Genomic DNA, 26,235 nt, shown 5'->3' on the forward strand with positions numbered 1-26,235 from the left:
GATAAACAATAAATTTAAACTCTTGTCAAGACGCCAATTTAGCGGTTTTCTGACTCCTCTGGCGGATGATTAGAGGAATTTTGGGAATTTGGCAAAGCGGGCAAATTATTATCCGTGCCAGGATTCAAGCGAAGCCGATTTAACTGCCCTATCGCCCACCGCGCTGTTTCCTGAACCTCGGAATCCCGATCTTCAGCAGCGTGACGCAATAAATTGCTGACTTGACCGATCGTGTCATAAATTCTTGTCAAATCCCGAATTGCATTTTTGCGAACATCAGGGTTTTCATCTTGCAACGAGATCGCGAGTGCCCGGTTCATCGGTTTGAGGGTGCGGGTGCCAATTTGCGACAGCGCCTCTAAGATTAAGCCGCGCTGCTGAGAATCCGAGTCGATCATCAAATCCACCAAGGGCTGAATTGCTCTGGAGTCACCGCATTGTGCCAGTTCCCAGATCGCCTTGCGTCGTTTTGTCGGATCGGCTCCCTGTAAATCTTTAATTAATTCATTAACAATGTCAATTTTGGGGAGGCGAGTGGTTTCTCCCACCGATGCCTCGTTGCTTCGCCGCCGATGCGCTAACGGCTTCGCTTCGCTAACCGCTTCTGTTGGCTTTTGTGCGGTTGTTCTCCCGTCTAAATTGCTTTTTTCTAAATTGCTTGTTTCTGAAAGGGTCAAAGCAGAGGCATGATAGCCGTTATTGCCATTGTCATTTTCTATCGGGTGAGAATGGATATCTGCGGGATGATTGGCATCTTTAGGGTCTTCGTAGCGGCTTTCATCCGATTCCTCAGCTCCAGACTCCGGCTCTTCCTCTGTGTTGAGGTTGCCTAACCATTTCAGCAAGAAGTAAACTCCTAATCCGACCCCAGCTGATGCTGCTGCTAAACCTAATAACCACCAGAGGCGATTCCCTTCAGAACTCGGTTTAGCCGCCTTGGGTTTTGGGGTGGGAGCCGGTGAAGATTTTGCGGTTTCGGCTGCCTGAAGACGCTCTTGAGTCGTGGAACCAGCAACTCCGTCAGGCGTTAACCCGACAGATGTTTGCAATTTAGAGACGGCAACGGCTGTCGTTCGCCCATAAACGCCATCTACTGGCCCGTTGTAGTGCCCCAAACGCTTTAGTGACTTTTGCAGTTCTGCAACTTCAAAGCCTTGAGAGCCTACTTGGAGGGTAGGCAAATCGTTTTTAGGGTTTGGGGAACTCGCCTGAGCCAGTTCTAGGGAGACGGGTAAACTGGGGGAAGAAGTGGCGATCGCTGACGGCAATCCTATGGAATTCTCACCCGACCTGGGGATAAAGCCCAGACACATAATCCAGGTAACTAGAAGCCATGTGGAGCGGTAGAACATAGTTTTGGGAAACCTGTCTAAGTGAATACAACCAGACAAGATCCTTTGCTGATAATTTTCTGCTTAGCTTCTAGTACCAGCATGAAGTTATTCGTTCTAAATAGTTAGCGAGCAATTCATCCCTATGTTTTGGGCGAGCGGCTCTGGGAGCAAGTGTGAATATTGGGCTGATCATAACAGAAAGTTTCAACTCGCTCTCAAATCTTAGCGGCTAACTTGTCTGTCATCCTATTCATTTCTACCGATTTTGCCAAATCTCGGTTTCGGATTCTTTCGCTTGTATTGGCAGTGATTGATAGGGTAATGGCTCGGATGGCTCTAAGAGAGAAATTTGCTCGGTTTTGCTTTCTTCTTGTGTCACCCTGGTTTCAACAGATGTAGAGGGTTGCCCGAAGCGAAGGCTTTGCAATCGTACCTGTTCGGCTATCTTCTCGCGCTGATTAATTAGATAGATACTGGCAAGGGTTAGACTCACTCCCAGCCATTGAAGAGGGCTGAGAACTTCAGCCAAAAGTAGATTGCCAAAAAAGAGGGCAAACACGGGTGTCAAAAAGGTGAGGGAACTAAGACTGGTAAGATTGCCGCTAGAGGCAAAGTAGAAGAATAAACCATAGGCGATCGCGCTCCCAAATCCGGCTGCGTAGCTCAATGCTATCCAGCCAGACGTATTTAGATGCACCCACTGGTCAGATTCCCACACTTGGGAGAGTGCAAACAAAGGCAATCCGCCCAAAATCATGTGCCAGCCAGTCGCCACCACCGGATCGGCATACTGGCAAACGAAACGAATCAGCACTGTTCCGACAGCCATCGACAGCGCCGCCAGCAGCATCAGCCATTCCCCGCTCTCAAACAAGTGCGTGAAGCTAAACGAGCCAGCGATCGCGTTGCCGTGGAAGAGATTGATAATCCAATCATCCGGCAAGCCAATCAAACTAATCCCTAGCACTCCCAATGCCAAGCCCAGCCAGCCCCACAGCCCAATGGTTTCTCCAAACAACCAACAGGACAGCAAAGCCACTACCAGGGGTTGAGAGTCAATCATCACCGAACCCAACCCGGCACCCGTTCGCACTAATCCAAAGGCTAAAAAGCCTTGAAACAAAGCGCCGTCAACCAAGGCAAACAAACTAATCCACAGCCACGCCCGAATGCCTTTCGGTTGAGGTTTCCCCATCAAAAAGGCAGCAACTAATACCAATACCCCAGCAGGCACCAACCGGACACCAGCCATAAACAGGGGCGTCGTATTTGGAATAACACCCTTCATTGCCACCATCGCCGTTCCCCACAAGAAAAAGGGGGCAATCAGCAGCAAGGGTGCCAACGGAATTTTGGATTCTGTGAGTTTTAGCTGCATAAAAGTTCTTTGTGGGCGTACATAACAGAGCCAAATCAGCACTCTTGAAGCAGGTCATCACGAGCTGCCCTTCCAGAAGTCGCAACTGAATTTATTAAAAATTTTTCCAGTTTCTTGCTCTTTTTCTGGCTGGTTGCGCGTTTATTTACTTAATTGTACTTAATATGTAGTTCTGTTAAGGCGCTTTGGCAAATTGTTGGGATGCCGACAAAAGGGTAGGTTTTTACTTGTAAGTACCCGTTAAATTTGGGGAGCTAGGGAAAACCTTTTTTCTGATAAGCTTTCAGGCTTCACCCGCAAGCCAACGAAACCGATGCAGATCGTGCAAACTAGAGAAAGAGCCAGCATTACTAGGGAAACATTTACTGTTTTGCAGGATTTGCTTCCTTCTCTAATTCGCTCATTCATTCACGATTCATTGCTTGCCTGCTCATGATCTGGCCTTTTCAGCCTAAGTTTCGTAAACAAATTGCTCGGATTGAAGTGACTGGTGCGATTGGCAGTACTACCCGAAAACAAGTTCTAGAAAGCCTGAAAACGGTTGAAGAACGAAAGTTTCCAGCATTACTGCTACGCATTGATAGTCCTGGTGGTACGGTCGGGGATTCGCAAGAAATCTATGAAGCCCTGACTCGCCTGCAAAAAAAGGTGAAAATTGTTGCCAGCTTTGGCAATATCTCCGCATCTGGAGGAGTCTATATCGGGATGGGAGCCGAACACATTGTTTCCAACCCAGGCACAATTACCGGCAGTATCGGTGTAATTCTCCGGGGAAACAACCTGGAGCGCTTGCTAGAAAAGATTGGCGTTTCTTTCAAGGTGATCAAATCGGGTCCTTATAAAGATATTCTGGCTTTTGACCGGGAACTCACCGAGCCGGAAAAGAATATTCTCCAAGACCTGATTGACGTCAGTTATCAGCAATTTGTGCAAACGGTTGCTGAGGCTCGGAAGCTGACAACCGAAACCGTTAAAAGTTTTGCCGATGGTCGCATTTTCACAGGTCAACAAGCGTTAGAACTGGGAATTGTTGACCGGCTTGGCACTGAGGAAGATGCCCGCCGTTGGGCTGCGGAACTGGTCGGTCTCGATCCCGAAAAAACGAAGTGTTACACCCTGGAAGAACGCAAACCTTTCTGGAATCGTGTGGTATCGAGCAGAGTTCAAGGGGCATCTAGTCTATCAGCTGGGATAGACTGGTTAGAATTTGAACTTTCTACCAGTGGTCAGCCGTTGTGGCTTTACCGACCCTAGTCTGAAGTTTAGATTTTAGATTATAGATGATTTAGATGATTCTGAAATCCAAAATCTAAAATTCAAAATCTCAATTATAAAATGGAGGATGCTTGCGTGGAGTGGCGAGTTCGAGCGATTCGCGGGGCAACAACTGCCTCACAAAACACGGCTGAGGCAATTCGAGAAGTGGTAGCGGAACTACTCGATGAATTAGAAGTACACAATCAACTACATCCCGATCTAATTATTAGTGCCACGTTCTCGGTAACGCGGGATCTGGATGCGATCTTTCCCGCTGCGATCGCTCGCTCTCGTCCCCACTGGGACAATGTTCCTCTGCTAGATGTCCAGCAAATGCACGTGGAGGGAGGGCTGGAGCGTTGCATCCGCTTCTTAATTCACGTCAATTTGCCAGCTTCCCATCCACCGATTTACCATCCTTATCTGCGGGGAGCTAAAAGCCTAAGACCGGATTGGAGTTTGTCTCAGGTTAGCTTATCCTCGCAGTCAACGATTCAGTCGTTTCATCGCTGAGGTTTTTTGTCATTAGTGATTCGTCCCTCGTCATTGACGAATCACTAATGACATTTATTAGCTATTTTCTAGGTTTTTAGGTGATTTGTTGTGAAAATGGATGCCTAAAAAAACGTCATATAAAAAGCTCCAGAAATTTTTTCCTTGCCAGATTCCCAGAGTTTGATAACAGCCTTTTTCATCTAAGAGGGGCTTGGTGGCGTAATAAGCATTCTGGTAGTGATACCAGGGAATGGAAGGCCACAAATGATGAATGAGGTGGTAATTTTGCCCCATGATCAGCAAATTGAGGATGGGGTTGGGGTAGACTCTGGCATTTTTCCAGCGATCGCGTTCTTGATGAGGGCGATGCGGCAAATAATCAAAAAACAATCCCAGCGCCAATCCTACCAGGGCAGAAGGGATAAACCAAAAATTGAGAATGTAGCCTAAGAAGTGGTACTGAATTGAAATATAGAAAATCGTCCCGACAAACAAACGGCTTAAGAACCATTCCAAAAGTTCGTATTTTCGCCACAGCTGACGTTTAAAGAAAAATACTTCGTGGTATAAAAATCGCACCGGAATTAACCACAGGGGTCCGCCAGTAGAAACGTAATGATCTGGATCGTTTTCCGGGTCATTGACATGGGCATGATGCTGCAAATGAACCCTAGTAAATACTGGGAAGGCAAAGACTAACATCAGCGCACTGCCATGTCCCAGGATGGCATTGATGACTCGGTTACGATGGGCAGAATTATGACAAGCATCGTGAATCACCGTTCCACAAATGTGCAAGGCGATCGTGTTTGTGACAAAGCAACACCAGTGAGGCCACTCCCAGAGCCAATAACCAAAGTTTGATAGCACAACCATCGCTACGGCGGCTAGAAACATGAGTAGCGTTGGGCTTAGGGACGCAGGCGGTTCCAGGAAATGTCTGGGAACTGTCAGCGGCTTTTGTGCCTCCAACAACATTGTTTTCTCCTTTTTAATGATTTAAGGGTTCTGCGGGAACTTTGCTTCGGTTTTCCCGTCACTATGGCATCTAGGGGGGTATGTTGTGCAACATTGGATACACGAGAAACTGTACCCACTGATTGACAATTTTCAAAAAATACGAGCTATTTTCCTGACTTCTTACCCTTATTCCTACTAGGGAAGCGGGGGATTCTAGTCGTGCTTTCGTAGTATACGCTACGGAGACCAATTTATAAAGATTTATGAAATTAGCTCATTTAATTCAAATGATGCTAACGATAGCCAAAAAATATACAGGAGGATTGTTGATATGTCACCATATCTGTCTAGGTTCGCGTCTGAGACAAAGTCCTTAGTTGTCAAAAGTGTGGCTTTATCTGCTGGTGTAGCAATGCTACTGAATAGCGGTATCGCCTTTGCAGGTTCTGTTCAGCAAGCGCAACTGCCGGGTGTAGAAGATGAGAATACTCAGACCTCGGACGGGGATGTTGTGGTAGACACCGATGGGAGTCCAGATAGCACCACTAGCTCAGGAACGGAATCAGAGAATAGTACAACTGCTAACAAGCCACGGTTTACCTGCCAGCTAACGAACAGTCAGTATATGGTGATGTATCACCCGAAAAGTCAACCCGATCAAGCTTATGCTTGGGCAACTCCCAGTCCTTTAGGCGGTGGTTGGACTGCGGAGAGACGCTGTAACGAAATTAGTCGCAGATTAGAATCTTATCGACCCGATGGTCTTCAGGAAATGCGGGCATCGGTGGAAAATAACTACAACGTTGTTTGCATCACGACTCAGAAAAATCCAGACTGTCGGATTGTCCTGACTGTACCTCCCGGTGAAAATCCGCAGTTAATCCGCGATCGCGTTTTCCAAAATATCAGCACTGCTGACAGCGGACAGGTGACAGAGGGCGTCAATACCTTTGTTGGGGGTCGGGATGCTCAGATGCTCAACGATCTCTTAAACTTGGGCTTATCTTCCCTTGGCGGGACCACGAATCGCTCCAGCCGTAAGTCACAAAGCGTTAACCTGCGACCTTTCTTAGATCGAGCTGATGGTGGCACCGGCACCCAGTTGAAAGGCGGAGTGCCTATGCGCTCGAATCGAGCCAATCCTCGACTGAATCCAGGCAACTTCCGTTAAAAATTGTTGATAGGCGAGCGGGGACTCAAACCCGCGATCGCATAATCAGCACAATCAATAGAATAGAGAAGATACAAAATTGTTTGGCTTCCCAATATTGCGCCGTCTGGAAGCCAGACAATTTTATTTATTTATAGATGGCGATCGCTCTTATGAGCTAAAACAAATAAAAGCATTCCTAACACGTTGAATCTGTCAATGTTACTTTAGGGATATTGACACCAGGGTAAGTGCATAACTATGTCAGCCGTTAGAAATATAAGGCTGTTACTGGTAGTGTTTTCACTAACAGCGATCGCTAACTCGCTTCAACCAGTACAAGCACAGCCGATTACCCCAGCGGCTGACGGCACCGGCACAATTGTTACTCCAGAGGGGAACCGTTTTAACATTAGCGGCGGCACGCTTTCAAAGGATAAAGCAAATCTTTTTCATAGCTTTGAGCAGCTAGAGTTAAATTCTGGGGAAATTGCAAACTTTCTTTCTAACCCTAATATTCAAAATATCTTAGGGCGCGTTACAGGTGGGAATGCTTCTTATATCAATGGATTAATCCAAGTCACAGGGGGAAACTCCAACCTGTTCTTGATGAATCCATCAGGCATTATTTTTGGTTCTCATGCCAGCCTAAACGTTCCTGCTTCATTTACCGCCACCACTGCCACAGGTATTGCTTTTGGCAGCAATTGGTTTAATGCAATGGGGGCGAATGACTACGCTACATTGGTCGGAACGCCCAACCAGTTTATTTTTAACACTCCTCAACCTGGAAGCATTATCAATGCGGGGAATTTGGCAGTATCGGAGAATTTAACCCTGTTAGGTGGCACGGCAGTTACTACGGGGCAGATGAGGGCGACTGGGGGGCAAATTGCTGTAGTCGGTGTACCGGGTGAGAAATTAGTGCGGCTGAGTCTACCTGGCAGTCCGCTAAGTTTAGAAGTTCAACCGCTACCTACCTCAAATACAGCCACGCTACCCTTTACTCCTTTATCCCTCCCTTCGCTGCTAACGGGCGGAAATCTCGCGAATGCCACAGGATTAACCGTCAATAGCGATGGCACGGTACGATTGACGGCTTCTAGTGCTGAAATTGGCACACAACCAGGTACTGCCATTGCTTCTGGCACCTTGAATGTATCGGGTCAAACCGGCGGCACCGTCTATGTCTTGGGCAACCAAGCGAGTGTCATTAGTGCCAATATCAACGCTTCGGGCACCAATGGCGGCGGTGCGGTACTGATTGGCGGTGATTATCAGGGTCAAGGCAAAGTGCCAAATGCCTTACAAACATTGGTTAGCAGCGACTCGGTGATTTCTGCCGACGCACTGCACAACGGGAATGGTGGAAAAGTCATTGTTTTTGCAGATGATACAGCTAGCATTTACGGGACACTAACGGCAAGGGGAGGCATTTATTCTGGAAATGGTGGGTTGATTGAAACTTCTAGCAAACAGTTTCTGAATCTCACCAGTACGCCGGATGCAAGTGCGCCTCAGGGACTCGGTGGTACTTGGCTGATTGACCCGACCGATATCACGATTGTGAATAGTGGCGGTGGTGCGATTGGCACGAATACGGTGGATATTGTCAATATTAATGCTGCCCTGAATACAGGCACTAGCGTCATCCTCGACACGGCAACTGCTTCTGGTTCTCCAGGTGCCGGGAATATTACTCAAAATAGCAATGCTTTTATTAGCAAGACATCTGGGGGAGATGCCGCGCTTACTTTACAAGCTAACAACAACATTATTCTGAATGGAGCGATCGCTTCCAGTAGCGGCAAGCTGAATGTCAATCTTTTTGCTGATAATGACATCAACGGTAGCGGCGCGATCGCCCTCACCAATGCCACGATTAGTACAAACGGCGGCAATCTTACAGGAGTTGGTCGAGGAAATGCCACCTACACCAATGGCATTCTGCTCAACAACAGCATTATTAATGTCCAAGGCGGCAATATTAACCTGACGGGCACAGGATTTCTTAGTGTTACTGGTACTACCAACAACGGGATTTCGCTTCAAAACAACAGTGCAGTGCAATCAACCGGAACCGGAACGATTACCCTAACGGGTTCGGCGGGAGGTGGAACAAATGCAAATGACGGCATAGAAATCATCCAAAACTCTAAAGTGAGTTCCGTGGATGGAAATATTAATATTCAGGGTACTGGTAACGGAACTGGTGCTGCCAATCATGGAATTCAGGTCTCTACAGGTAGCAATGTAGCATCCACTGGGGCGGGGAACGTTACCCTAATCGGTACCAGTAACGGAAAGGGTTTCAACAATGACGGCATTTCGATTGGCACGATTGGCAGCATCGTGCAATCCAATAGCGGGAATCTTACCCTGACAGGCACCAGCGGCACTGGGGCGGGAAGTCAGGATGGAACCGCTGTTTATGGAAGCGGCAGAGTGCGATCGCAAGCTGGAAATATTAATCTGTCTGGCACTGTCAAGGGAACGGGTAGCGATAGCTACGGGATTATTATTATCTCTGAAAGCGTCGTGGAATCTGTTGGGACAGGGGCGATTACCCTAAATGGCACTGGTGCGAGTGATGCAGCAGGCATTCTCTTACAAGACAGCGGCATTAATCCGACTGGAATTGGGGGTAGCGGTAATATCACTCTTACCGCGAATGAAATTAATTTTATTGACTCCACGAATCCTGGCACCCCGCAAATCAAGGGCAGCGGTACGCTTCAATTATGGCCTCTGACTTCCAGTTTGGGTATTACCATTGGCGGGACAGTCAACGACAACCGCTTAAATCTCAACACAAGCGAACTCAATTTTTTAGAAAATGGGTTTTCTCAAATCATCATCGGACGGGCAGATAGCAGCGGTGCAATCACTTTGGCTGGCAACACCACCTTCTTCGATCCAGTCACCGTGCGATCGCCTGTAGGTTCCGGTTCTATAACTACGACAGGTTATACTCTCGCCGGAGATGATAACGCGACGCTTACCCTGTTAGCCAACCAAAATATCACGACTGGCAATATCATCAATTCCGGTCGTCAGATTACGCTAACCAGCTTCCTCGGCAGTATCAATACTAGTTCAGGCAAGCTTGATACTAGCGCTTATAGCGATAACGGCGGCGCGATCGCCTTGAATGCTTTCGGCAATATTACCACTGGTGATTTGAAATCTTGGTCAGTTGAAGACGATGGCGGGGATATTGTCCTCTCTAGCAAAGCAGGAAGCATTAATACTGGCATCTTAGACGCAACCACTTTTGACGGCAATGGCGGTGCGATCGCGCTGACGGCTTTTGGAGAAATTACAACAAAAGACTTGGAATCGTGGTCGGATTATGGTTTTTCTGGAGAGATTGCCCTGTTTGCCAATGGAAACATTACCACGGGCAGTCTAGATTCTCGCTCCTATGATTCTGGGATTGGGGGTGACATCACCGTTATTAGCAGTGGGGGAAGCATCACAAGTGGAGACTTATTCTCCTACTCCCAGACTAATGATGCGGGTTCGATTAACTTATTTGCCCCTCAGGGCAACATTACCACTGGTATCCTCAACACAGGCTCTTATGGTCTGAGTGCAGGCATTACGGGAAACATCACCCTTACCGCTGGTAGCAACATTAATACCAGCTACATTCATGCTTTTTCAAATGGGTATGGCAATGGGGGAAAAATTTCTCTGACAACCGATACAGGAACGATCGACACCCAACAAGTACGATCAAATTCAAAGGGTGGTGATGGGGGCGCGATCGCATTTGATGCAAAAGGCAACATTACTACCGCTGACTTGAACGCTTTCTCAAACAGTGGGGATGCTGGTGAGATTTATCTTTACAGTGACCAGGGAACTATCCAAACTGGGGCATTAGATGCAACTTCCTTGGAAGGTTTTGGGGGCGCGATCGCGTTTGATGCAAAAGGCAACATTACCACCAGTAAGGTGGAATCTTGGTCAGTGAAGGGTGATGGCGGTGATATCTCTATCTACAGTAACCAGGGAACTATCCAAACTGGGGCGCTAGATGCAACTTCCTTGGAAGGTTTTGGGGGCGCGATCAGCCTTGAAGCCAATGGCAACATTACCACCAGTAAAGTGGAATCTTGGTCAGTGAAGGGTGATGGCGGTGATATCTCTATCTACAGTAACCAAGGAGCCATTAATATTGGGTTGTTAGATACAACCTCCTCTGAAGGCTACGGGGGATTTGTCACCCTAGAAGCCAATGGCAATATTACGACAGGTAACGTGGAATCTTGGTCAGTTGATAACGATGGAGGAGCGATCGCTGTTTCTACCAGCGGTGACATCACGACTGGCACTTTAGATTCTGGCACTTATGGTTTCGGCACTGGAGGTGGCATCAGCCTCACGAGTAATACTGGAAAAATTTCACTTTTAGAGGTGTATTCTGACTCTCAGTATGGCGATGCAGGGGCGCTCAACTTTTCTGCCAAGGGCGACATTACCACCAGCAATTTGAATGCAAGATCTTATAGTGGTTTTGGCAAAGGCGGCGACATCACGCTGATATCAGGAACGGGAGGCATCAGCACTGGATCGGTCATTAACGCCTCGACAACCTTTACGGGGGGTGCCATAACCTTTTCTGCCACCGGGGACATCACCACCGGCAATCTAGAATCTTACTCGCAGAGTGGGAATGGGGGAGCGATCGCGCTCAACAGCACTACGGGATCGATCGATACCGAAAAGTTGTCTTCTTACTCGCAGAGTGGGAATGGGGGAGCGATCGCCTTAACTGCTAACAACGGCAACATTACTACCCGTACCATCAATGCCCAAAGTCTGGGAAGTGGCACTGGCGGAACTGTTAATATCACTGCTGGTAAATTCTTTCGGGCTACAGGCACGTTTACAGACCGCAATAGCCTAAATTCCAGTATTTCGACCGCTGGTGGAACCAACGGCGGTGACATCACCATCCGTCACAGTGGCAGCACGACCACTCCCTTCGTCGTTGGGAATGCCACCATCAACGGGACAGATGGATCGATAACCAGTGGGGCAACTAATACGATTGCCACAATCTTTTCAGTACCCGTACCGCCGGACACTTACATCCAGGGCAACATTAAAATCATCACCTTCAGCCCTACTCCCGATTTTATCCCTGCTCAAACCCCCTCACTGCCCGTCGAAATCCCACAGCAAGAAGCATCACAACCGCAGGAGACTACTTCGCTTTCCCCTCCGGCCAATACCAGTCAGTCCTTGGTTGAAGTTGATTCTGCGTTGGCTCAAATTGACGAACCCTTCACCAAGGAATATGAACAATATCTAGGCGTAAGCGATACGCCCACAAGGAGCCTTTCCGATGCCCGTAGTACCCTGCGAAGCATTGAAGCATCTAGCGGTATCAAAGCGGCACTCATTTACGCCGTTTTTATTCCCATAACTGCGGTAGCAAATGAGGCAAAAAGCCCATCTTCCTCAATTGACCATTCCATTAATCCTGAAAGCCTAGAACCGCAAAAAACGGAAAATTATCAAGATCAGCTGGAACTCGTACTAGTGACGGCAGATGGACAACCGATTCGGAAAAGAGTTACAGGCGCAACCCGCCAAAAAGTTCTCAAACTTGCCAACCAATTCCAGACGCAAGTGACCAACCTTAAAAGCGCTCGTGGCTACCTAGCATCCTCTCAGCAGATGTATCAATGGCTGCTAGCACCGCTAGAGAAAGATCTGCAAAGACTCGATATTCAGAATCTTGTCTTCCTCATGGACGAGGGTCTACGCACGATCCCCATCGCTGCCCTCCACGATGGTAAAGGGTTTATCCTTGAGCGCTACAGCGTTGGTTTGATGCCCAGCCTTAGCCTCACCGATACTTACTACCAGAGTTTGAAAAATGCTCAAGTTTTGGCAATGGGCATCTCAAAATTTACGGATAAAAATCCTTTACCAGCAGTACCAAGGGAATTATCAGCAATCGTCCCCTATCTGTGGAAAGGCAAGTCCTTTCTCAATGAGGATTTTACGCTAAAGAATCTGAAGGCGCAGCGTCAACAACAGCCGTTTGAGATTGTACACCTAGCAACTCACGGAGAGTTTAATTCAGGTTCTCCCAGCAACTCCTACATTCAGTTATGGGACACCAAGTTGCGACTCGATCAGTGGCGGGAACTGGGTTGGGACAACCCACCAGTAGAGCTATTAGTGCTGAGTGCCTGTCGCACAGCAGTGGGGAACGAGCAGGCAGAGTTGGGGTTTGCGGGATTAGCGGTGCAAGCAGGGGTGAAATCGGCGTTGGCAAGTTTGTGGTACGTCAGCGATGAGGGAACTCTAGGACTAATGGCAGAATTCTACGAGGAACTAAAAACAGCTCCGATTAAGGCAGAGGCGCTACGTCAATCTCAGTTAGCGATGCTCAGGGGGCAAGTGCGACTGGAAGGAGGAAAGTTACGGACTCGCAATGGGGATATCTCTTTGCCACCCCAATTGCTAGGAATCGGAAATCAAGTCCTCTCCCATCCTTATTACTGGTCTGCTTTTACAATGATTGGCAATCCTTGGTAAAAGCAAATGACTCATCACAAAGTAGACAAACTGAATTGTTTTTAGGATAAGTTTTCCTGCCGCTCTACCCATCAAACCCGTTTCCATCAAACCCGTTTGAGTATTCAGTTTGGGACTTCAAACAGCAGGCTCTTAACGCGCAGAACAATCATACATGGGGGTCGGTTCCCAGCGTACAAAATGACAAGCTTTTATTCAATTCATATCTCCTGCTGAATGACGGCTCGCTAAGAAACCGCCAATAGGGAAACTTTATCCCGACTTTCTAAAAAATTTTCAGCTTTCATAATTGCGTAGAGGTTGACATCAGCTTCTAAAAGACAAGCATGACCGCTCTTCGGCAGTATGACCATTTCCGCGTCGGGTAGGCAAGAAGCTAAGCGCTGAGCTTCACTTACAGAGGGCAGTAGTCGGTCTGTACCTCCGGCAATCACCAGGGTAGGTTGGGTGATGCGACGTAATTGAGAAGCATCAACATCAAAATCTCTGATGAGGGACAGTCGCCAAAGGACAGTTTTTGGGGGTACGGAGTGGATAGCGTCTAGAAGGGCGCGGCGATCGCGCGGTGCAACCCGTTCTAAATGAGCTAAAAACGGCAATAACCACACCGATCCCACTCGGTAGAGGACTTCCGGTATCCAACCGCTCACCAGCGATCCCCAAGCTAGCAGAGGTCGCTGATTAAAGGAAGAAGCGGGGTTGATCAAAATAATTCGGTCAAATAGTTCGGGCGATCGCAACGCTACTTTCATCGCCAAACAGCCCCCAAATGACTCGCCGCACAGATAAACTGACCGATTAGGTTGTTTTTCTACTTCTGCTTCAATCAGCGCTACCACTTGATCGGTTAGATCGTCCCAGCTGGTCAAGTCATCGGCTGGGATGACCAAACAACGGATATCAAAGGCTGCTTCTAACCCCTCGGTCTGCGCTCGCAACAATTGACCCGTGCCATCCATGCCTGGGAGGAACACGAACAGCGGGCAGTCTGGATTAAACAGCCTGGGGGTGAGAAAACAAGGATGGCTTTTTACGTCTGGCATTTCGTAATGTCCATTTAAAAACAACAGGTCAAAAATTTATTCCTTTCTTTGGGGCGGATGCGAACGATTCGAGGACTCAAGACACTTCGGTGAAAAACTAGGCAAGTCTAAATTCTTGAAGGCGACGGATACTGAGAGCGGACTTTGCCCATTTGCCTACCCTTAAGCCATCTACCTGTAGACGTAGGTATTAATTCTTATTCTATGGCAGACTCCCATCCTTGCGAACTAATACCAAACTTGACGAAGTAAACCAGCAATTTCTTCCTGACAGTAATTGATAAGACTGGCAACAGCAGTTTTGGCTTGTTTTCCTTGATATTGTTCCCGCACTTGAGACGTAATCCAACAGGGACGCCCAATTAGGATGCTAGATCGACGGTAAACGACCATCGGATGCCAGCCTGCCTGTTTAAATAGGGGTTCGGAAGGGTCAAATAAACTTAATAATCGCAGAGGGATTGCCGAGTTATTGGTTTCTTCCTGGGATGCGATCGCCACGGGTAAAATTGCCAAATTTTGCACCGGCGCTCGCAAAGCTAAATGAGCAAATCCCCGATGAAAGGTTTTCATTTCATTCGGCTGGGTTAGGCTTACCATTGGTTGGGCACCTTCTGGAAATATCCCAACCACCTGCTGGGACTGCAACAGGCTGATTGCCTTGTTAAAGAAATCTTGCTGGCGGTGTTCTGGCGTCTCCAAAGGGAAACAACCCAGTTGATTGACAATCTCCCGCATCACGGGCACTTGTCCCATGTAGTGATGACAGGCAAAGCGAATCGGACGATTTAAAGCTGCCATCAGGATTGGCGCATCCATGACGCTGCGATGATTGCTCACCACTAAAACGCCACCTTCTTGAGGAACGCGATCCTGATGGTATATATACATCTGCGTTCCCATTGCCTTCATCAGCAAGCGAGAAATCTGTAATGGGTTATCTGAAGACATGCTTTCTATAGGCTTTCTTGCAGGAAGCGCGATCGCTACAGTCAACAGGCAATCGCCTTGATTATAAATGGCTAGAGTCTAGAGGTAGACTGAATCTTGACTCTTGAGTTCATTCTCCACTTTTTACCAAGCCTGGACTTTATTCGTTGAGCAGATGCGATCGATCGCCCCATAACTTAATTTTTCTTAATACAATTATTAACGTAACTTCCTCACCTATACGAATCTCTCAGGGTAGAAATCGCTGGTAAAGATTTTTTACGATTTTAATTTTGTCAAGGAAAAGTAACATTTTATACTTATATTTCCCGGAGCTAAGTGGAACTCTCAAGACAAGATAACGAAAAGATACAAAATTGCAGCCCGAAGTATATGATCAAAAGCAAGAAAGGGGTTGTTTTTTATATTTATGAGTGCTAATCATACAAGTAAAAATTCATTTGCAATTACTACACCACTGTATTATGTGAACGACGTACCCCACATTGGCAGCGCTTATACAACAATGGCGGCGGATGTGGTGGCTCGGTTTGAACGGCTCCGGGGAAAGTCTGTGCTGTTGATTACCGGCACGGATGAGCATGGGCAGAAAATTCAGCGCACAGCAGAAACCAAAGGGCTTTCACCGCAAGCTCACTCGGATGAAATTGCGGCTGGATTCGATGTCCTTTGGCAAAAACTCAATATCCAGTACGATCGGTTTATCCGCACGACGAACTCTCGCCATCAAGCCATTGTTAAAGAGTTTTTCCTGCGCGTCTGGGAAAAAAACGACATTTATTTGGGGCAACAAAAGGGCTGGTATTGCGTCTCCTGCGAGGAATTCAAAGAGGAACGCGACCTTCTAGAAGGACACCACTGCCCCCTCCACCCCAACAAAGAAGTCGAGTGGCGGGATGAACAAAACTACTTTTTTCGCCTCTCTAAGTACCAAAGCCAGCTGGAAGACTTATATCGCCAGCAACCAGATTTTATCCAGCCAGAAATTCGCCGCAATGAAGTTTTGAGCTTTGTCAGTCAGGGGCTTCAAGATTTCTCCATTTCGCGAGTGAATTTAGACTGGGGCTTCCCTATACCCGTCGATCCCAGCCACACCATCTATGTCTGGTTTGATGCCTTGCTGGGCTATGTCACGGCGTTGCTCGAACCAGATAGCGAACCGACGCTAGAGAATGCTTTATCCAAGTGGTGGCCGATTAATATGCACCTGATTGGTAAAGACATTCTGCGGTTTCACGCGGTCTATTGGCCTGCCATGTTAATGTCAGCGGATCTGCCGCTACCCGCTCGAATATTTGGACATGGCTTCCTGACAAAAGACGGGCGAAAGATCAGTAAAACGGTTGGTAATACGATCGATCCCATCGCTTTAGTCGAACGTTACGGAGCTGAGGCTATTCGTTACTATTTTCTCAAGGAGATTGAATTTGGGCAAGACGGAGATTTCAACGAAACTCGGTTTATCAATATCCTCAATGCTGACTTAGCAAACGATCTGGGCAATTTACTCAATCGGACGATGAACATGGCAAAGAAATATTGCAATGGCATCGTGCCTGACTGCTTAGCTGAAAACATCCCCGCAGATAACACAATTAAAGCAATTGGCCTTAGTTTAGGCGATCGCGTTGCTCAAGCTTATGAATCTCTGGCGTTTAGTGATGCGATCGCAGATATTTTCACTCTAATTCGAGCCAGCAACAAATTTATTGACGATCAAGCTCCTTGGACTTTATATAAGCAAGGGCAACAACAGGCCGTCGAACAAGTCCTGTATGCGGTTCTAGAATCTGTTAGACTAGCAGCTTATCTGCTATCACCGATTATTCCTACCATCAGTAGTGACATTTACCAACAGCTAGGTTTTTCAATTGACTTTAATAACAAAACGTTAATAGATGTTTCGGCTGCGTTTTCCGCTCATGCCACTTGGGGAACACTAACTGCAAGACAAGCTTTAGGTGAAGCCAGACCTGTTTTTCCAAGGCTGGAACTCCCCTGAAGAGTTTCGTCTTAGTAGCTAATAGCTGTTGGCTGTTGGCGGATTGACCATCGGGTGCTGATACATACAAAAGTAAAAACTCTGGTACAGACCGCTCTCTCAAAAGCTAAAAGTTCATCAAAATCGCTAATTGCTTTTTTCATAAAAAAATCGAGGCATAACAATCATGTTGAATAATTTCAGCAGTAACGACTCTGTATTCACGCCAGAACAGGTTTTAGAAAATCGCGGTCGTGTAGCCATTTTTATCGATGGATCAAATCTATTTTATGCAGCACTACAGCTCGGTATAGAAATTGATTACACCAAGTTGCTGTGCCGCTTAACCGCTGGATCTCGCTTGTTGCGCTCTTTCTTTTACACCGGCGTCGATCGCACGAATGAAAAACAACAGGGTTTTCTGTTGTGGATGCGTCGTAATGGATACCGGGTCATTGCCAAAGACTTGGTACAGCTGCCAGATGGCTCGAAAAAAGCCAACTTGGATGTGGAAATTGCCGTCGATATGATGGCTTTAGTAGGTTCTTACGATACCGCTGTTCTCGTCAGCGGGGATGGGGATTTAGCTTACGCTGTCGATGCCGTTAGCTATCGGGGTGTCCGAGTGGAAGTGGTCAGTTTGCGCTCCATGACCAGCGATAGTTTAATCAATGTATCAGATCGATACATTGACCTGGATAGCATCAAAGAAGATATCCAAAAGACGCCCAGACAAAATTATACTTACCGTCCACTGTCGGGCATTGGCTTTATGGATGACCAAGAAGATAGATAACGCAACCTAAGAAATAAAGACATAAATAGGCAATAGAAATGAAAAAAGTAGCTCCTCGCAAAAAATTATTTCTTTTGCCTATTTACTTTTTGCTATTCACTTTTTTAGTTAGTGCTTGTAATACCGAAAAACGCACGGAAAAAAAATTGCAGAAAGATACTGCTTCCGTGACAGATTTTGAGGGGAGTTTAGTATTCCAAAATGTGACCCTGGATCAGGCAGATGAGAAGGGACAACCTTTGTGGAAAGTGAAGGCAAAGCAGGCAGTTTATACCAAAGATAAGAAAGCTGCTCGCATCCAAAATCCTAGCGGGGATTTGTTCCAAGATGGAAAAATGATTATGCAAATCACCGCAGATAGTGGCGAAGTTCAAGAGGATGGTAAAAAAATCTTTCTGAAGGGTCAGATTGTTGCCACAGACCCTCGGAATGGGGCAGTTTTAAAAGGGAATGAATTAGAGTGGCGACCAAAGGAAGACGTTGTGATCGTGCGTCAAAATCTCGTCGGCACCCATCAAAAGATGGTGGCAACAGCGAAGGAAGGACGATATTTTAGCCGGTCGCAGCATATGGAATTATTGGGTCAAATTGTCGCAACATCAAAAGACCCAGCGGTACAAATGAGAACCGAACATTTAGTGTGGCAAATTCCCCAGCAGATGGTAGTTGGCGATCGCCGCATCCAGATTGACCGCTACACAGGCAATCGCGTGACAGAGCAAGCAGCAGGAGATTCTGGTCAGGTAAACCTGAAAACGAAGATGGCAACGCTGACAAAGAATGTTCAAATGACTTCTTTAGAGCCGCCAGTGCAAATCGCTGGGAATTCTGTTACCTGGAACTTAAACACACAAATGGTTACATCAGACCAACCTGTGAAAGTGGTGCATCAGCAGCAGCAAGTGACGCTGACGGGGAACCGGGGTCAGGTGGATCTGAAGGGAAAAGGGGCTCGTCTAGTTGGTGGCGTCCAAGGCGTTGGCAGCCGGAATAAATCCCAACTTTACGCCAATCAGGTGACTTGGAATATTCCAACTGAAGAATTCGATGCTCAAGGCAATGTAATTTATCATCAACAAGTTGACCCGCCGCTGCACCTGACGGGTTCCAGAGCAGTCGGTAAGTTTCAAGGTCAAACGGTTGTTGTCACGGGTGGCGGTGGTGCTAACGGTGGTAGTAGCAGAGTGGTGACGGAAATTATTCCTTGAATCGGGAAGCGATGGTCATAAAAACCAAAATGGTATAGCAATCCTATTTGAGTTGTGAGATGCCAGTGGTTGAGATCCCCGACTTCTTGGAAAGTCGGGGATCTTGCCTTCACGAATCATTATGAGTGCTGTGCGATATTATCGTCGCGCTTGAAAATCTGAGAGAATTTCATTGCGACTGGCGTCACCGAGAAATCCAGCAATATCAGCTCGCCCAGTGCTAGGAAGAATCGCTGCTGGTAGAGTGGGGGGAACGCCCCATCGTTGTACCAGTTTTTGAAGTATTTGGTCTTGTTGTTTTCTAAAACCATCGACATCACCACCCCGGTTGATGATCGCAAAGCAAACCAGACCGCGATCGCGTGTTGGCATTACCCCAGCAAGGGCGCTGACATCGCGCAGGGTGCCAGTTTTGATAATCGTGCCTGTGGGGATGTGGCGAGATACCATCGTTCCTCGGCGATCGCGTCCCGATATCGGGAAGAGGTCGGCTACCGTAAGCTGATGGGGTTGTAAATAACTTTCGATCGCCGTCAGCATTCCACAAACAGCGCGGGGCGAGATGCGATTTTCCACCCCCAAACCAGAGCCATTTACCAGCTGAACTTCCTGTTGGGGGACACCGGCAGAGGTAGCCCCCAACTGAGCGACGGCAGGTGCCCCCCCAAGAGATTTTGCCAGCATCTCCGCCATGTCGTTGTTGCTGTAAATGTTCATTTCCTTGAGGATTTGTGCTAAGGACATTGAGCGATGACGCAACAACAAAATTTGCTTGGGAATTGCAATTGACGAAACTTTGACCGAACCCGCGATCGCAATTTGTGGTTTTGGCGTTCCTGGCGGCATTAAGTTGTATAGATATTGGGCATCTCTGGGCCATGAGGTGGGGTTAAATGCTTGCTTGAGCATCTGACCCGCCATATAAGGGTGAGATTGGTAATTCATGTAAAAATCGCCCACAATTACCAAATTGCCGTTGATGCGGCGGATGCCTCGTTTATTTAAAGCATTCCCCAGAGCGATCGCTTCTTCCCACACAAAAAAGGGATCGCCACTGCCATTAATCACCAAATCTCCCTGCAAAATTCCATTTCTCACAGGTCCGGTCGTGCCAATTGAGGTTTCAAACTGATGGCCTGGACCCCAAGTCTCCAACGCAGCAGCAGAAGTCGCAATCTTGGTCAAAGAAGCTGCCGGTAAGGGAATATTTCCCTGATGAGTTGCCAAGGGCATAGAACCCGACTGAATCCACACCCCTTGAGCCGCCTCCCCCATGCCTTTAGCGCTCCAGCCCTTCAAATATTGCCGCATGGTGTTTTCAGCTACCGGATCGGTCGCCATCGATAGGGAAAACAAAGGAACTCCCCGCCACGCAGCCAGTTGGGTAGTATCTATCTCTGTTGTTTTTACCCCAGCCATATTCATCCACAGCGCTACCAATCCAGAGCCAAATAATTGCAACATTCCTCACTTTCCTTTATTCACTAAACAAAGAGCCTGCCGGATGTGCAAGCTATAAAAAAAGCCCAAGGCGGAAATTGCTTCCGCCAGAATGAAGATATTTTTTCGGGAGTTCGCGTATAGGTAAAGCACAATCAGGGACAAGGAATGAGTAATCGGTGAGCAAGCGAAAATGGATAAACTCTCCCGTGGGACAACTAGTTCTCTATCTTTACCTATTTAGGAGTACCATTTTTTTCAGCATTCTTTTATTTATCCTTCCTGCGTCCTGTTTCATCCTCCCGGATTGACCCCGGTTTCTCCACGAGTCATCGGGTACTGGTAGAATTTTTAAGGTTTATATCACTTTGATCAATGGGATCGACTCGCGCACGGATCGCAATTGACGCTATGGGTGGCGACCACGCCCCCGCCGAAATCGTTGCTGGAGCGCTTAGGGCACAGGAAGAATTAGACGTAGAGGTTTTGCTGGTGGGCGATCCTCATCAGATTGAAGCTTCCCTAGGGCAACACACCAGTTCTCATCTTCCTCAAATTGTGCCTTCTGAGGGCACAATTGAAATGCACGAGGAGCCTCTAAGTGGTTTAAAACGCAAGCCCAAGGCTTCGATCAACGTAGCAATGGATTTGGTAAAACAAAAACAAGCCCAAGCAGTAGTGTCAGCGGGTCATTCAGGAGCCGCTATGGCATCTGCTCTGCTGCGACTGGGACGCCTTCGGGGGATTGACCGCCCGGCCATCGGAGCAGTTTTGCCAACGATGGTAGCTAGTAAATCAGTGCTAATTCTCGATGTCGGCGCAAATGTCGATTGTCGTCCTAAATTTTTGGAGCAGTTCGCACTGATGGGATCGATTTACAGCCAGTATGTGCTGGGTGTAGACGTTCCTAAAGTCGGGTTGCTCAACATTGGTGAAGAAGAATGTAAGGGGAACGATCTAGCGGTTCGTACTTACCAAAGGCTGCAAGAGAATTCGCAAATTTGCTTTGCTGGCAATGCCGAAGGGCGAGATGTCCTGACGGGTAATTTTGATGTGGTCGTTTGCGATGGTTTTGCCGGGAATGTTTTGTTGAAATTTGCTGAAGCCGTTGGCGAGGCAGTATTGCAAATCCTCCAGGAAGAGTTACCTCAAGGACTGCGCGGGCAAGTCGGCACGGCTCTGTTGAAACCAAACTTGCGGCGAATAAAGCAGCGGGTAGACCACGCAGAACATGGCGGTTGCTTGTTGTTGGGGGTAGGAGGCATTTGTATTATTAGCCACGGTAGCTCCCAGGCTCCCTCAATTTTTAACGCGATTCGCATAGCGAAAGAAGCTGTTGATAACCAGGTACTGGAGCGGATTCAGTCTCAAGATATCAGTACTAAACAATCGGCAATCGGCGAATAGCAACAAGTATGAAGGATGAAGTGTAAAATGTGACATTCCAGCGTCGATCGTTTAGAATTAATCGATTTAGCTAAAAGCTAAAATGCTGATAGCTGATACCTAAAGACCCCAGCAAGCATGGAGAGCAATGTTGCAACAAACAGGCGTCGGCGTCGCCATTACCGGAAGCGGCTCTGCGATCCCCTCAGGTTCTCTGGATAATCATGGACTCACTCAGCTGGTAGATACTTCCGATGATTGGATCGCCAGCCGCACCGGGATTTGTCAGCGACGGCTAGCGGGTGAGGAGTCCTTAAGTTCGATCGCCACACTCGCGGCACAAAGAGCGATCGCAATGGCTGGGATCGCCCCAGAAGACCTGGATTTAATTATTCTGGCAACCTCAACTGCCGATGATTTGTTCGGGAGTGCCTCAGCAATTCAGTTTCAACTGGGAGCATCTAGGGCGGTAGCTTTTGATTTAACAGCCGCTTGCTCTGGATTTGTCTTTGGTCTAGTTACGGCATCGCAGTTTATCCGCACCGGCGTCTATCAAAATGTCTTGCTGATTGGGGCTGATATTCTGTCGCGCTGGGTAGATTGGTCAGATCGGGGAACCTGCGTGTTATTTGGGGATGGTGCTGGTGCCATTGTCATGCAGGCGAGCGATCGCGATCGCCTGCTGGGATTTGAACTCCGCAGTGATGGAACCCAGCACAAATCCCTCAGCCTAGCCTACACGGCACAGCCTAAAGAACTGGTTCCTGGGATCAACGTCCAAGCTGGCACTTACCACCCCATCACCATGAACGGCAAGGAAGTTTATCGCTTTGCCGTGCAAAAAGTGCCGGAAGTGCTGGAAAAAGCAATGTTTCGCGCAAATATCAGCATTGAACAAATTGACTGGTTGCTTTTACATCAAGCCAATCAGCGAATTCTTGATGCCGTCGCCCAACGCTTAAAGATTCCTGCCGAAAAAGTCATTAGCAATCTTGCTAACTACGGCAATACTTCTGCTGCTTCCATTCCCTTAGCACTGGATGAAGCTGTGCGAGAAGGCAAAATTAAACCAGGAGACATGATTGCAACTTCCGGCTTTGGCGCGGGTCTAACGTGGGGCGCAGCGATTTTCCAATGGGGCAGATAAATCAATTTTAGATTTTTAATTTTGCGGAGGTCGGAGATTCTCCGCCTCCAATAATTTTCGATAGGTGGATCGGTAATGGGTAATGAAAGTTAGGAGTGTTAAGGATTGAGTTTTAAGGCAAGAAAGAAATTCTTGAAGTCAAAACTCAGACGCGATCAATTGCGCCTCTAAAACTGAAAACTTTTCTCCAATTACCTATTGCTAATTGCCAATTACGAATTACCAATTACCAATGACCAATGACAAAGACCGCATGGGTGTTTCCTGGGCAAGGTTCTCAGGCAATCGGAATGGGAGTGGATTTATTAGACTTGCCAGAGGCAAAGGCTAAATTTGAGCAAGCCGAGCAAATTTTAGGCTGGTCTGTACCAGAAATCTGTCAGAGTCAGGAAGATAAATTATCCCGCACTCTTTATACCCAGCCCAGCCTGTATGTGGTAGAAAGCATTTTAGCGGATCGAATGCAAGCTGGGAGACATCAACCTAACCTCGTTGCCGGTCACAGTCTGGGAGAATACGTTGCTCTCTACGTCGCCGGTGTCTTTGACTTTGAGGCGGGGTTGCGCCTAGTGAAACGTCGGGCAGAATTTATGGATAGTGCGTCCGATGGCATGATGGCAGCGCTGATTGGCTTCGACCGCGAACAGCTAGAACAACAAATTCAGCAGACCCCCGACGTTGTATTAGCCAACGACAACAGTTCCGCCCAAGTCGTCATCTCTGGAACGCCAGAAGCGGTGGAGGGAGTGCTAAGTCAAGTAAAGGTTAAGCGTGTTGTCCGCTTGAATGTCTCAGGAGCCTTTCACTCTCCCTTAATGGCGGAAGCTGCCGCCGAGTTCCAGGTAGTTTTGGAGTCAGTTCCATTTAATTCTGCTCAAGTGCCAGTGCTGTCAAATGTGGAACCTGTCCCATCTGTGGACGCTGATATTTTAAAAGAGCGCCTCATCCGTCAGATGACCGGCTCGGTGCGGTGGCGAGAAATTTCTCTACAATTGCCAGTACAAGGAATTTCGCAGGTTGTGGAAATTGGTCCAGGGAAAGTCCTTACGGGTTTAATTAAACGTACTTGCCCCGATTTAACTTTGGAAAACGTGGGTAGTGTTGCAGAGTTGCCGAATGCAGAATAAAGTCCGGCGACCACAACAGCGCGTGCGAGTGAGAGAATGGAAAAATTCCCTCCTTCCCTCATCAGCCAGGGAACGAGAAAAATCAGACAAGGTGGTTAAAGGTTTACAGCGAGAGTACGGTGGATAGCGAATTATCTAATCTGGGCAGAAGCCGCGAGCCTGTTTCGAGTTTAGTTCTATACCACCTGTTTAAGTGGTCGGTGGTCAGCCCCGTGCTTCATGCCTACCTGCGAGGTCGGATTTATGGATGCGAACACGTTCCTCCGATTGGACCACTTCTAGTGGTTAGCAATCATGCCAGTGATTTTGATCCGCCGATTTTGTCCTGCTGCGTGCGACGACCCGTAGCGTATATGGCAAAAGAAGAACTGTTTCGAGTCCCTGTTTTGAAGCAGGCAATTAAGTTGTATGGTGCTTACCCCGTCAAGCGGGGTTCCGCAGACCGGAGTGCGATTCGTTCAGCGCTGTCTCTCCTAGAGGAAGGGTGGGCAGTCGGTGTCTTTTTACAAGGAACGCGGACGCCAGACGCCAGAATTTCAGACCCAAAGCTAGGTGCTGCGCTGATTGCCGCTAAGGCGAAGGTGCCGTTGCTGCCCGTTAGTTTGTGGGGTACGGAAGCGATTTTTAAGAAAGGTTCGCTGGTTCCGCGTCCGGTGCCAGTAACGGTGCGGATTGGTCAGGTAATTGAGCCTCCTAATTCAACAGACCGGGATGAGTTACAGGCGGTAACGCAAAAATGCGCCACAGCGATTCATGCTTTACACGATTTAGGCCGTTAAAGAATTTCAAAAGACAAGATTTTCTCGGCGAAATTAAAACGTTGGGATGATGTCCTGACAGTTGCGCTTTCAGTAGGATTAGGTTGTTCCAAATCTGTCTGGATATCCGGCTATTGGTTCATTCAATAAAGAAATGAGTCAATCACCGGGATTCTGGATTAAATCACCATCCCAAAAAGAAATGAGCGAACCTTCTGCCAAGTATCTTTTGCAGCGACTGAACAATTTGGCATTGGTTAGATTTTTGCTTTTCGTTGCTTCTGGCTGGGCGTTTGTAAAAGTTTTAGCTTACTTTGAAACAGTTATTGTCATTTTTACATTTGCAGCTATTGTCGCTTTTCTACTGAGTTATCCCGTGCGATCGCTAACTCGTTTTGTGCCTCACGGTGTTGCTGTTACCGTGGTCTTTATTCTAGGCATGATCGTGATTGCTAGTCTTACTGTCACAGTTGGTTTAACAGTTGTATCGCAAGGGCAACAATTAATTTCTAGCTTAACAACCTTTTTAAATTCTTTAATTCCTTTGGCTTATCAAATAGAAAAATTCCTTTTAAGATTCAATGTTCAAGTAAATTTGAGCATAATTCAAGAACAATTTCAGAATCAAATCGTCTCATCGCTGGGGTTAGGAATCGGTTATAGCTTAACGACTATACAAGTATTTTTTGCCAATTTTCTTAATTTGATATTAATTTCCGTTATTTCTTTTTTTATGTTGCTAGATGGAGAAAAGCTTTGGAAGCTTATTCTTAAGCTTGTTCCTGCACATTTACAAAATAGATTTACCATTGTCATTCAACGCAAGTTTCTCGGATTTTTTCGAGGACAGATGGTTTTATGTTTATTTCTGACTACGACTACTTTTTTGGTTTTTTTAATTTTAAATGTACCATTTCCCTTACTTTTGGCAATTATTGCTGGATTATTCGATTTAATCCCTGGGATTGGAGCTACTTTAGGGGTGGGTATTGTTTTTCTTATTTTATTGTCTCAGAGTGTTTGGTTAGCCGTTCAAGTAGTTGTTGTTTGTATCATAATTCAGCAAGTACAAGACAATTTCATCACGCCCCGGATTATGCAAAATTCGCTTAATATTAATCCAGTTGTTGTATTTTTCGCCTTACTAGTAGGTGCTAGAGTAGCAGGATTACTCGGAATTTTTATTGCAATTCCGATTACTGGAGTCATTGTCAGTTTATTTGAAATTGACGAAATGAAAGCAGAATCTTAGAGGAATGACAT

Annotated in this window: 19 protein-coding genes; 13 read left to right on the top strand and 6 right to left on the bottom strand. The window is 47.2% G+C overall.

The window, feature by feature from the left end; all coding sequences use genetic code 11:
• Positions 1-38 precede the first annotated feature (38 nt).
• Together NC994_RS01965 and NC994_RS01970 are read right to left on the bottom strand one after the other, a co-directional pair.
• Complete coding sequence (locus NC994_RS01965; RefSeq protein WP_242030630.1) at positions 39-1,352, bottom strand: HEAT repeat domain-containing protein; 1,314 nt, start codon at positions 1,350-1,352, stop codon at positions 39-41.
• A gap of 238 nt (positions 1,353-1,590) precedes the next feature.
• Positions 1,591-2,712 carry a DMT family transporter gene (locus tag NC994_RS01970; RefSeq protein ID WP_190440757.1) on the bottom strand — a complete coding sequence of 374 codons (1,122 nt, stop codon included), beginning with the start codon at positions 2,710-2,712 and terminating at the stop codon, positions 1,591-1,593.
• A gap of 432 nt (positions 2,713-3,144) precedes the next feature.
• Here NC994_RS01970 and sppA point away from each other — a divergent pair, with 432 nt between their 5' ends.
• Positions 3,145-3,966: a signal peptide peptidase SppA gene (sppA, locus tag NC994_RS01975; RefSeq protein WP_190440760.1), complete on the top strand. Its 822-nt coding sequence runs from the start codon at positions 3,145-3,147 to the stop codon at positions 3,964-3,966.
• Between the two features lie 81 nt (positions 3,967-4,047).
• Positions 4,048-4,482 carry a chorismate mutase gene (gene aroH / locus NC994_RS01980; RefSeq protein ID WP_199291973.1) on the top strand — a complete coding sequence of 145 codons (435 nt, stop codon included), beginning with the start codon at positions 4,048-4,050 and terminating at the stop codon, positions 4,480-4,482.
• Between the two features lie 57 nt (positions 4,483-4,539).
• Here aroH and crtR read toward each other — a convergent pair whose 3' ends face one another.
• Positions 4,540-5,442 carry a beta-carotene hydroxylase gene (gene crtR / locus NC994_RS01985; protein ID WP_190440762.1) on the bottom strand — a complete coding sequence of 301 codons (903 nt, stop codon included), beginning with the start codon at positions 5,440-5,442 and terminating at the stop codon, positions 4,540-4,542.
• 313 nt (positions 5,443-5,755) lie between these two features.
• Between crtR and NC994_RS01990 the strand changes: the two genes are divergently transcribed.
• Together NC994_RS01990 and NC994_RS01995 are read left to right on the top strand one after the other, a co-directional pair.
• Positions 5,756-6,595, top strand: coding sequence for a COP23 domain-containing protein (locus NC994_RS01990; protein WP_199299811.1), 840 nt, complete (start codon positions 5,756-5,758; stop codon positions 6,593-6,595).
• A 240-nt stretch (positions 6,596-6,835) separates the two neighbouring features.
• On the top strand, positions 6,836-13,135 hold the full coding sequence (locus NC994_RS01995) for a CHAT domain-containing protein (protein WP_242032607.1): 6,300 nt from the start codon (positions 6,836-6,838) through the stop codon (positions 13,133-13,135).
• Positions 13,136-13,362: 227 nt separating this feature from the next.
• Here NC994_RS01995 and NC994_RS02000 read toward each other — a convergent pair whose 3' ends face one another.
• Together NC994_RS02000 and NC994_RS02005 are read right to left on the bottom strand one after the other, a co-directional pair.
• Positions 13,363-14,178 carry an alpha/beta hydrolase gene (locus tag NC994_RS02000; RefSeq protein WP_190440765.1) on the bottom strand — a complete coding sequence of 272 codons (816 nt, stop codon included), beginning with the start codon at positions 14,176-14,178 and terminating at the stop codon, positions 13,363-13,365.
• 228 nt (positions 14,179-14,406) lie between these two features.
• Entirely contained in the window at positions 14,407-15,129 is a 723-nt protein-coding gene (locus tag NC994_RS02005; protein WP_190430404.1) for a lysophospholipid acyltransferase family protein, read from the bottom strand.
• 409 nt (positions 15,130-15,538) lie between these two features.
• Here NC994_RS02005 and metG point away from each other — a divergent pair, with 409 nt between their 5' ends.
• The 3 genes from metG to lptC all read left to right on the top strand — a co-directional run bounded on the left by metG (position 15,539) and on the right by lptC (position 19,114).
• The gene (metG, locus tag NC994_RS02010) at positions 15,539-17,131 is read left to right on the top strand and encodes a methionine--tRNA ligase (protein ID WP_190440769.1); all 1,593 of its coding nucleotides are present in this window, start codon (positions 15,539-15,541) and stop codon (positions 17,129-17,131) included.
• A 166-nt stretch (positions 17,132-17,297) separates the two neighbouring features.
• Complete coding sequence (locus NC994_RS02015) at positions 17,298-17,906, top strand: NYN domain-containing protein (protein ID WP_190415651.1); 609 nt, start codon at positions 17,298-17,300, stop codon at positions 17,904-17,906.
• Positions 17,907-17,944: 38 nt separating this feature from the next.
• Entirely contained in the window at positions 17,945-19,114 is a 1,170-nt protein-coding gene (gene lptC, locus NC994_RS02020; RefSeq protein WP_190440772.1) for an LPS export ABC transporter periplasmic protein LptC, read from the top strand.
• A 138-nt stretch (positions 19,115-19,252) separates the two neighbouring features.
• Here lptC and NC994_RS02025 read toward each other — a convergent pair whose 3' ends face one another.
• Positions 19,253-20,578, bottom strand: coding sequence for a D-alanyl-D-alanine carboxypeptidase (locus NC994_RS02025; protein ID WP_190440775.1), 1,326 nt, complete (start codon positions 20,576-20,578; stop codon positions 19,253-19,255).
• A gap of 351 nt (positions 20,579-20,929) precedes the next feature.
• On the opposite strand from NC994_RS02025, the gene plsX reads away from it, so the two are divergent.
• From plsX to NC994_RS02055, 6 genes are all read left to right on the top strand, one after another.
• Positions 20,930-21,961, top strand: coding sequence for a phosphate acyltransferase PlsX (plsX, locus tag NC994_RS02030; RefSeq protein ID WP_190440778.1), 1,032 nt, complete (start codon positions 20,930-20,932; stop codon positions 21,959-21,961).
• A gap of 127 nt (positions 21,962-22,088) precedes the next feature.
• Positions 22,089-23,087, top strand: coding sequence for a beta-ketoacyl-ACP synthase 3 (locus NC994_RS02035; protein WP_190440781.1), 999 nt, complete (start codon positions 22,089-22,091; stop codon positions 23,085-23,087).
• 239 nt (positions 23,088-23,326) lie between these two features.
• A complete protein-coding gene (gene fabD / locus NC994_RS02040) occupies positions 23,327-24,214 on the top strand; it encodes an ACP S-malonyltransferase (RefSeq protein ID WP_190440784.1) in 888 nt (295 codons plus the stop codon).
• Positions 24,204-24,341 carry a hypothetical protein gene (locus tag NC994_RS02045; RefSeq protein WP_190428837.1) on the top strand — a complete coding sequence of 46 codons (138 nt, stop codon included), beginning with the start codon at positions 24,204-24,206 and terminating at the stop codon, positions 24,339-24,341. The genes fabD and NC994_RS02045 overlap by 11 nt, the downstream gene beginning before the upstream one ends.
• A gap of 13 nt (positions 24,342-24,354) precedes the next feature.
• The gene (locus tag NC994_RS02050) at positions 24,355-24,993 is read left to right on the top strand and encodes a lysophospholipid acyltransferase family protein (protein ID WP_190415746.1); all 639 of its coding nucleotides are present in this window, start codon (positions 24,355-24,357) and stop codon (positions 24,991-24,993) included.
• A 181-nt stretch (positions 24,994-25,174) separates the two neighbouring features.
• The gene (locus NC994_RS02055; RefSeq protein ID WP_190441275.1) at positions 25,175-26,224 is read left to right on the top strand and encodes an AI-2E family transporter; all 1,050 of its coding nucleotides are present in this window, start codon (positions 25,175-25,177) and stop codon (positions 26,222-26,224) included.
• Positions 26,225-26,235: the final 11 nt, after the last annotated feature.

The sequence above is a fragment of the Trichocoleus sp. AS-A1 genome (assembly GCF_039962015.1).
Taxonomy (GTDB): Bacteria; Cyanobacteriota; Cyanobacteriia; order Cyanobacteriales; family FACHB-T130; genus FACHB-T130.

Excerpts from the sequence above, each read along its gene's own strand:
- crtR (WP_190440762.1), bottom strand. The coding sequence starts at position 5,442 with ATGTTGTTGGAGGCACAAAAGCCGCTGACAGTTCCCAGACATTTCCTG.
- NC994_RS02025 (WP_190440775.1), bottom strand. The coding sequence starts at position 20,578 with ATGTTGCAATTATTTGGCTCTGGATTGGTAGCGCTGTGGATGAATATG.
- NC994_RS02035 (WP_190440781.1), top strand. The coding sequence starts at position 22,089 with ATGTTGCAACAAACAGGCGTCGGCGTCGCCATTACCGGAAGCGGCTCT.
- NC994_RS01990 (WP_199299811.1), top strand. The coding sequence starts at position 5,756 with ATGTCACCATATCTGTCTAGGTTCGCGTCTGAGACAAAGTCCTTAGTT.
- NC994_RS02005 (WP_190430404.1), bottom strand. The coding sequence starts at position 15,129 with ATGTCTTCAGATAACCCATTACAGATTTCTCGCTTGCTGATGAAGGCA.
- sppA (WP_190440760.1), top strand. The coding sequence starts at position 3,145 with ATGATCTGGCCTTTTCAGCCTAAGTTTCGTAAACAAATTGCTCGGATT.
- plsX (WP_190440778.1), top strand. The coding sequence starts at position 20,930 with ATGGGATCGACTCGCGCACGGATCGCAATTGACGCTATGGGTGGCGAC.
- fabD (WP_190440784.1), top strand. The coding sequence starts at position 23,327 with ATGACAAAGACCGCATGGGTGTTTCCTGGGCAAGGTTCTCAGGCAATC.
- aroH (WP_199291973.1), top strand. The coding sequence starts at position 4,048 with ATGGAGGATGCTTGCGTGGAGTGGCGAGTTCGAGCGATTCGCGGGGCA.
- lptC (WP_190440772.1), top strand. The coding sequence starts at position 17,945 with ATGAAAAAAGTAGCTCCTCGCAAAAAATTATTTCTTTTGCCTATTTAC.
- NC994_RS02055 (WP_190441275.1), top strand. The coding sequence starts at position 25,175 with ATGAGCGAACCTTCTGCCAAGTATCTTTTGCAGCGACTGAACAATTTG.
- NC994_RS02015 (WP_190415651.1), top strand. The coding sequence starts at position 17,298 with ATGTTGAATAATTTCAGCAGTAACGACTCTGTATTCACGCCAGAACAG.
- NC994_RS01970 (WP_190440757.1), bottom strand. The coding sequence starts at position 2,712 with ATGCAGCTAAAACTCACAGAATCCAAAATTCCGTTGGCACCCTTGCTG.
- NC994_RS01995 (WP_242032607.1), top strand. The coding sequence starts at position 6,836 with ATGTCAGCCGTTAGAAATATAAGGCTGTTACTGGTAGTGTTTTCACTA.
- NC994_RS02000 (WP_190440765.1), bottom strand. The coding sequence starts at position 14,178 with ATGCCAGACGTAAAAAGCCATCCTTGTTTTCTCACCCCCAGGCTGTTT.
- metG (WP_190440769.1), top strand. The coding sequence starts at position 15,539 with ATGAGTGCTAATCATACAAGTAAAAATTCATTTGCAATTACTACACCA.
- NC994_RS02045 (WP_190428837.1), top strand. The coding sequence starts at position 24,204 with ATGCAGAATAAAGTCCGGCGACCACAACAGCGCGTGCGAGTGAGAGAA.
- NC994_RS01965 (WP_242030630.1), bottom strand. The coding sequence starts at position 1,352 with ATGTTCTACCGCTCCACATGGCTTCTAGTTACCTGGATTATGTGTCTG.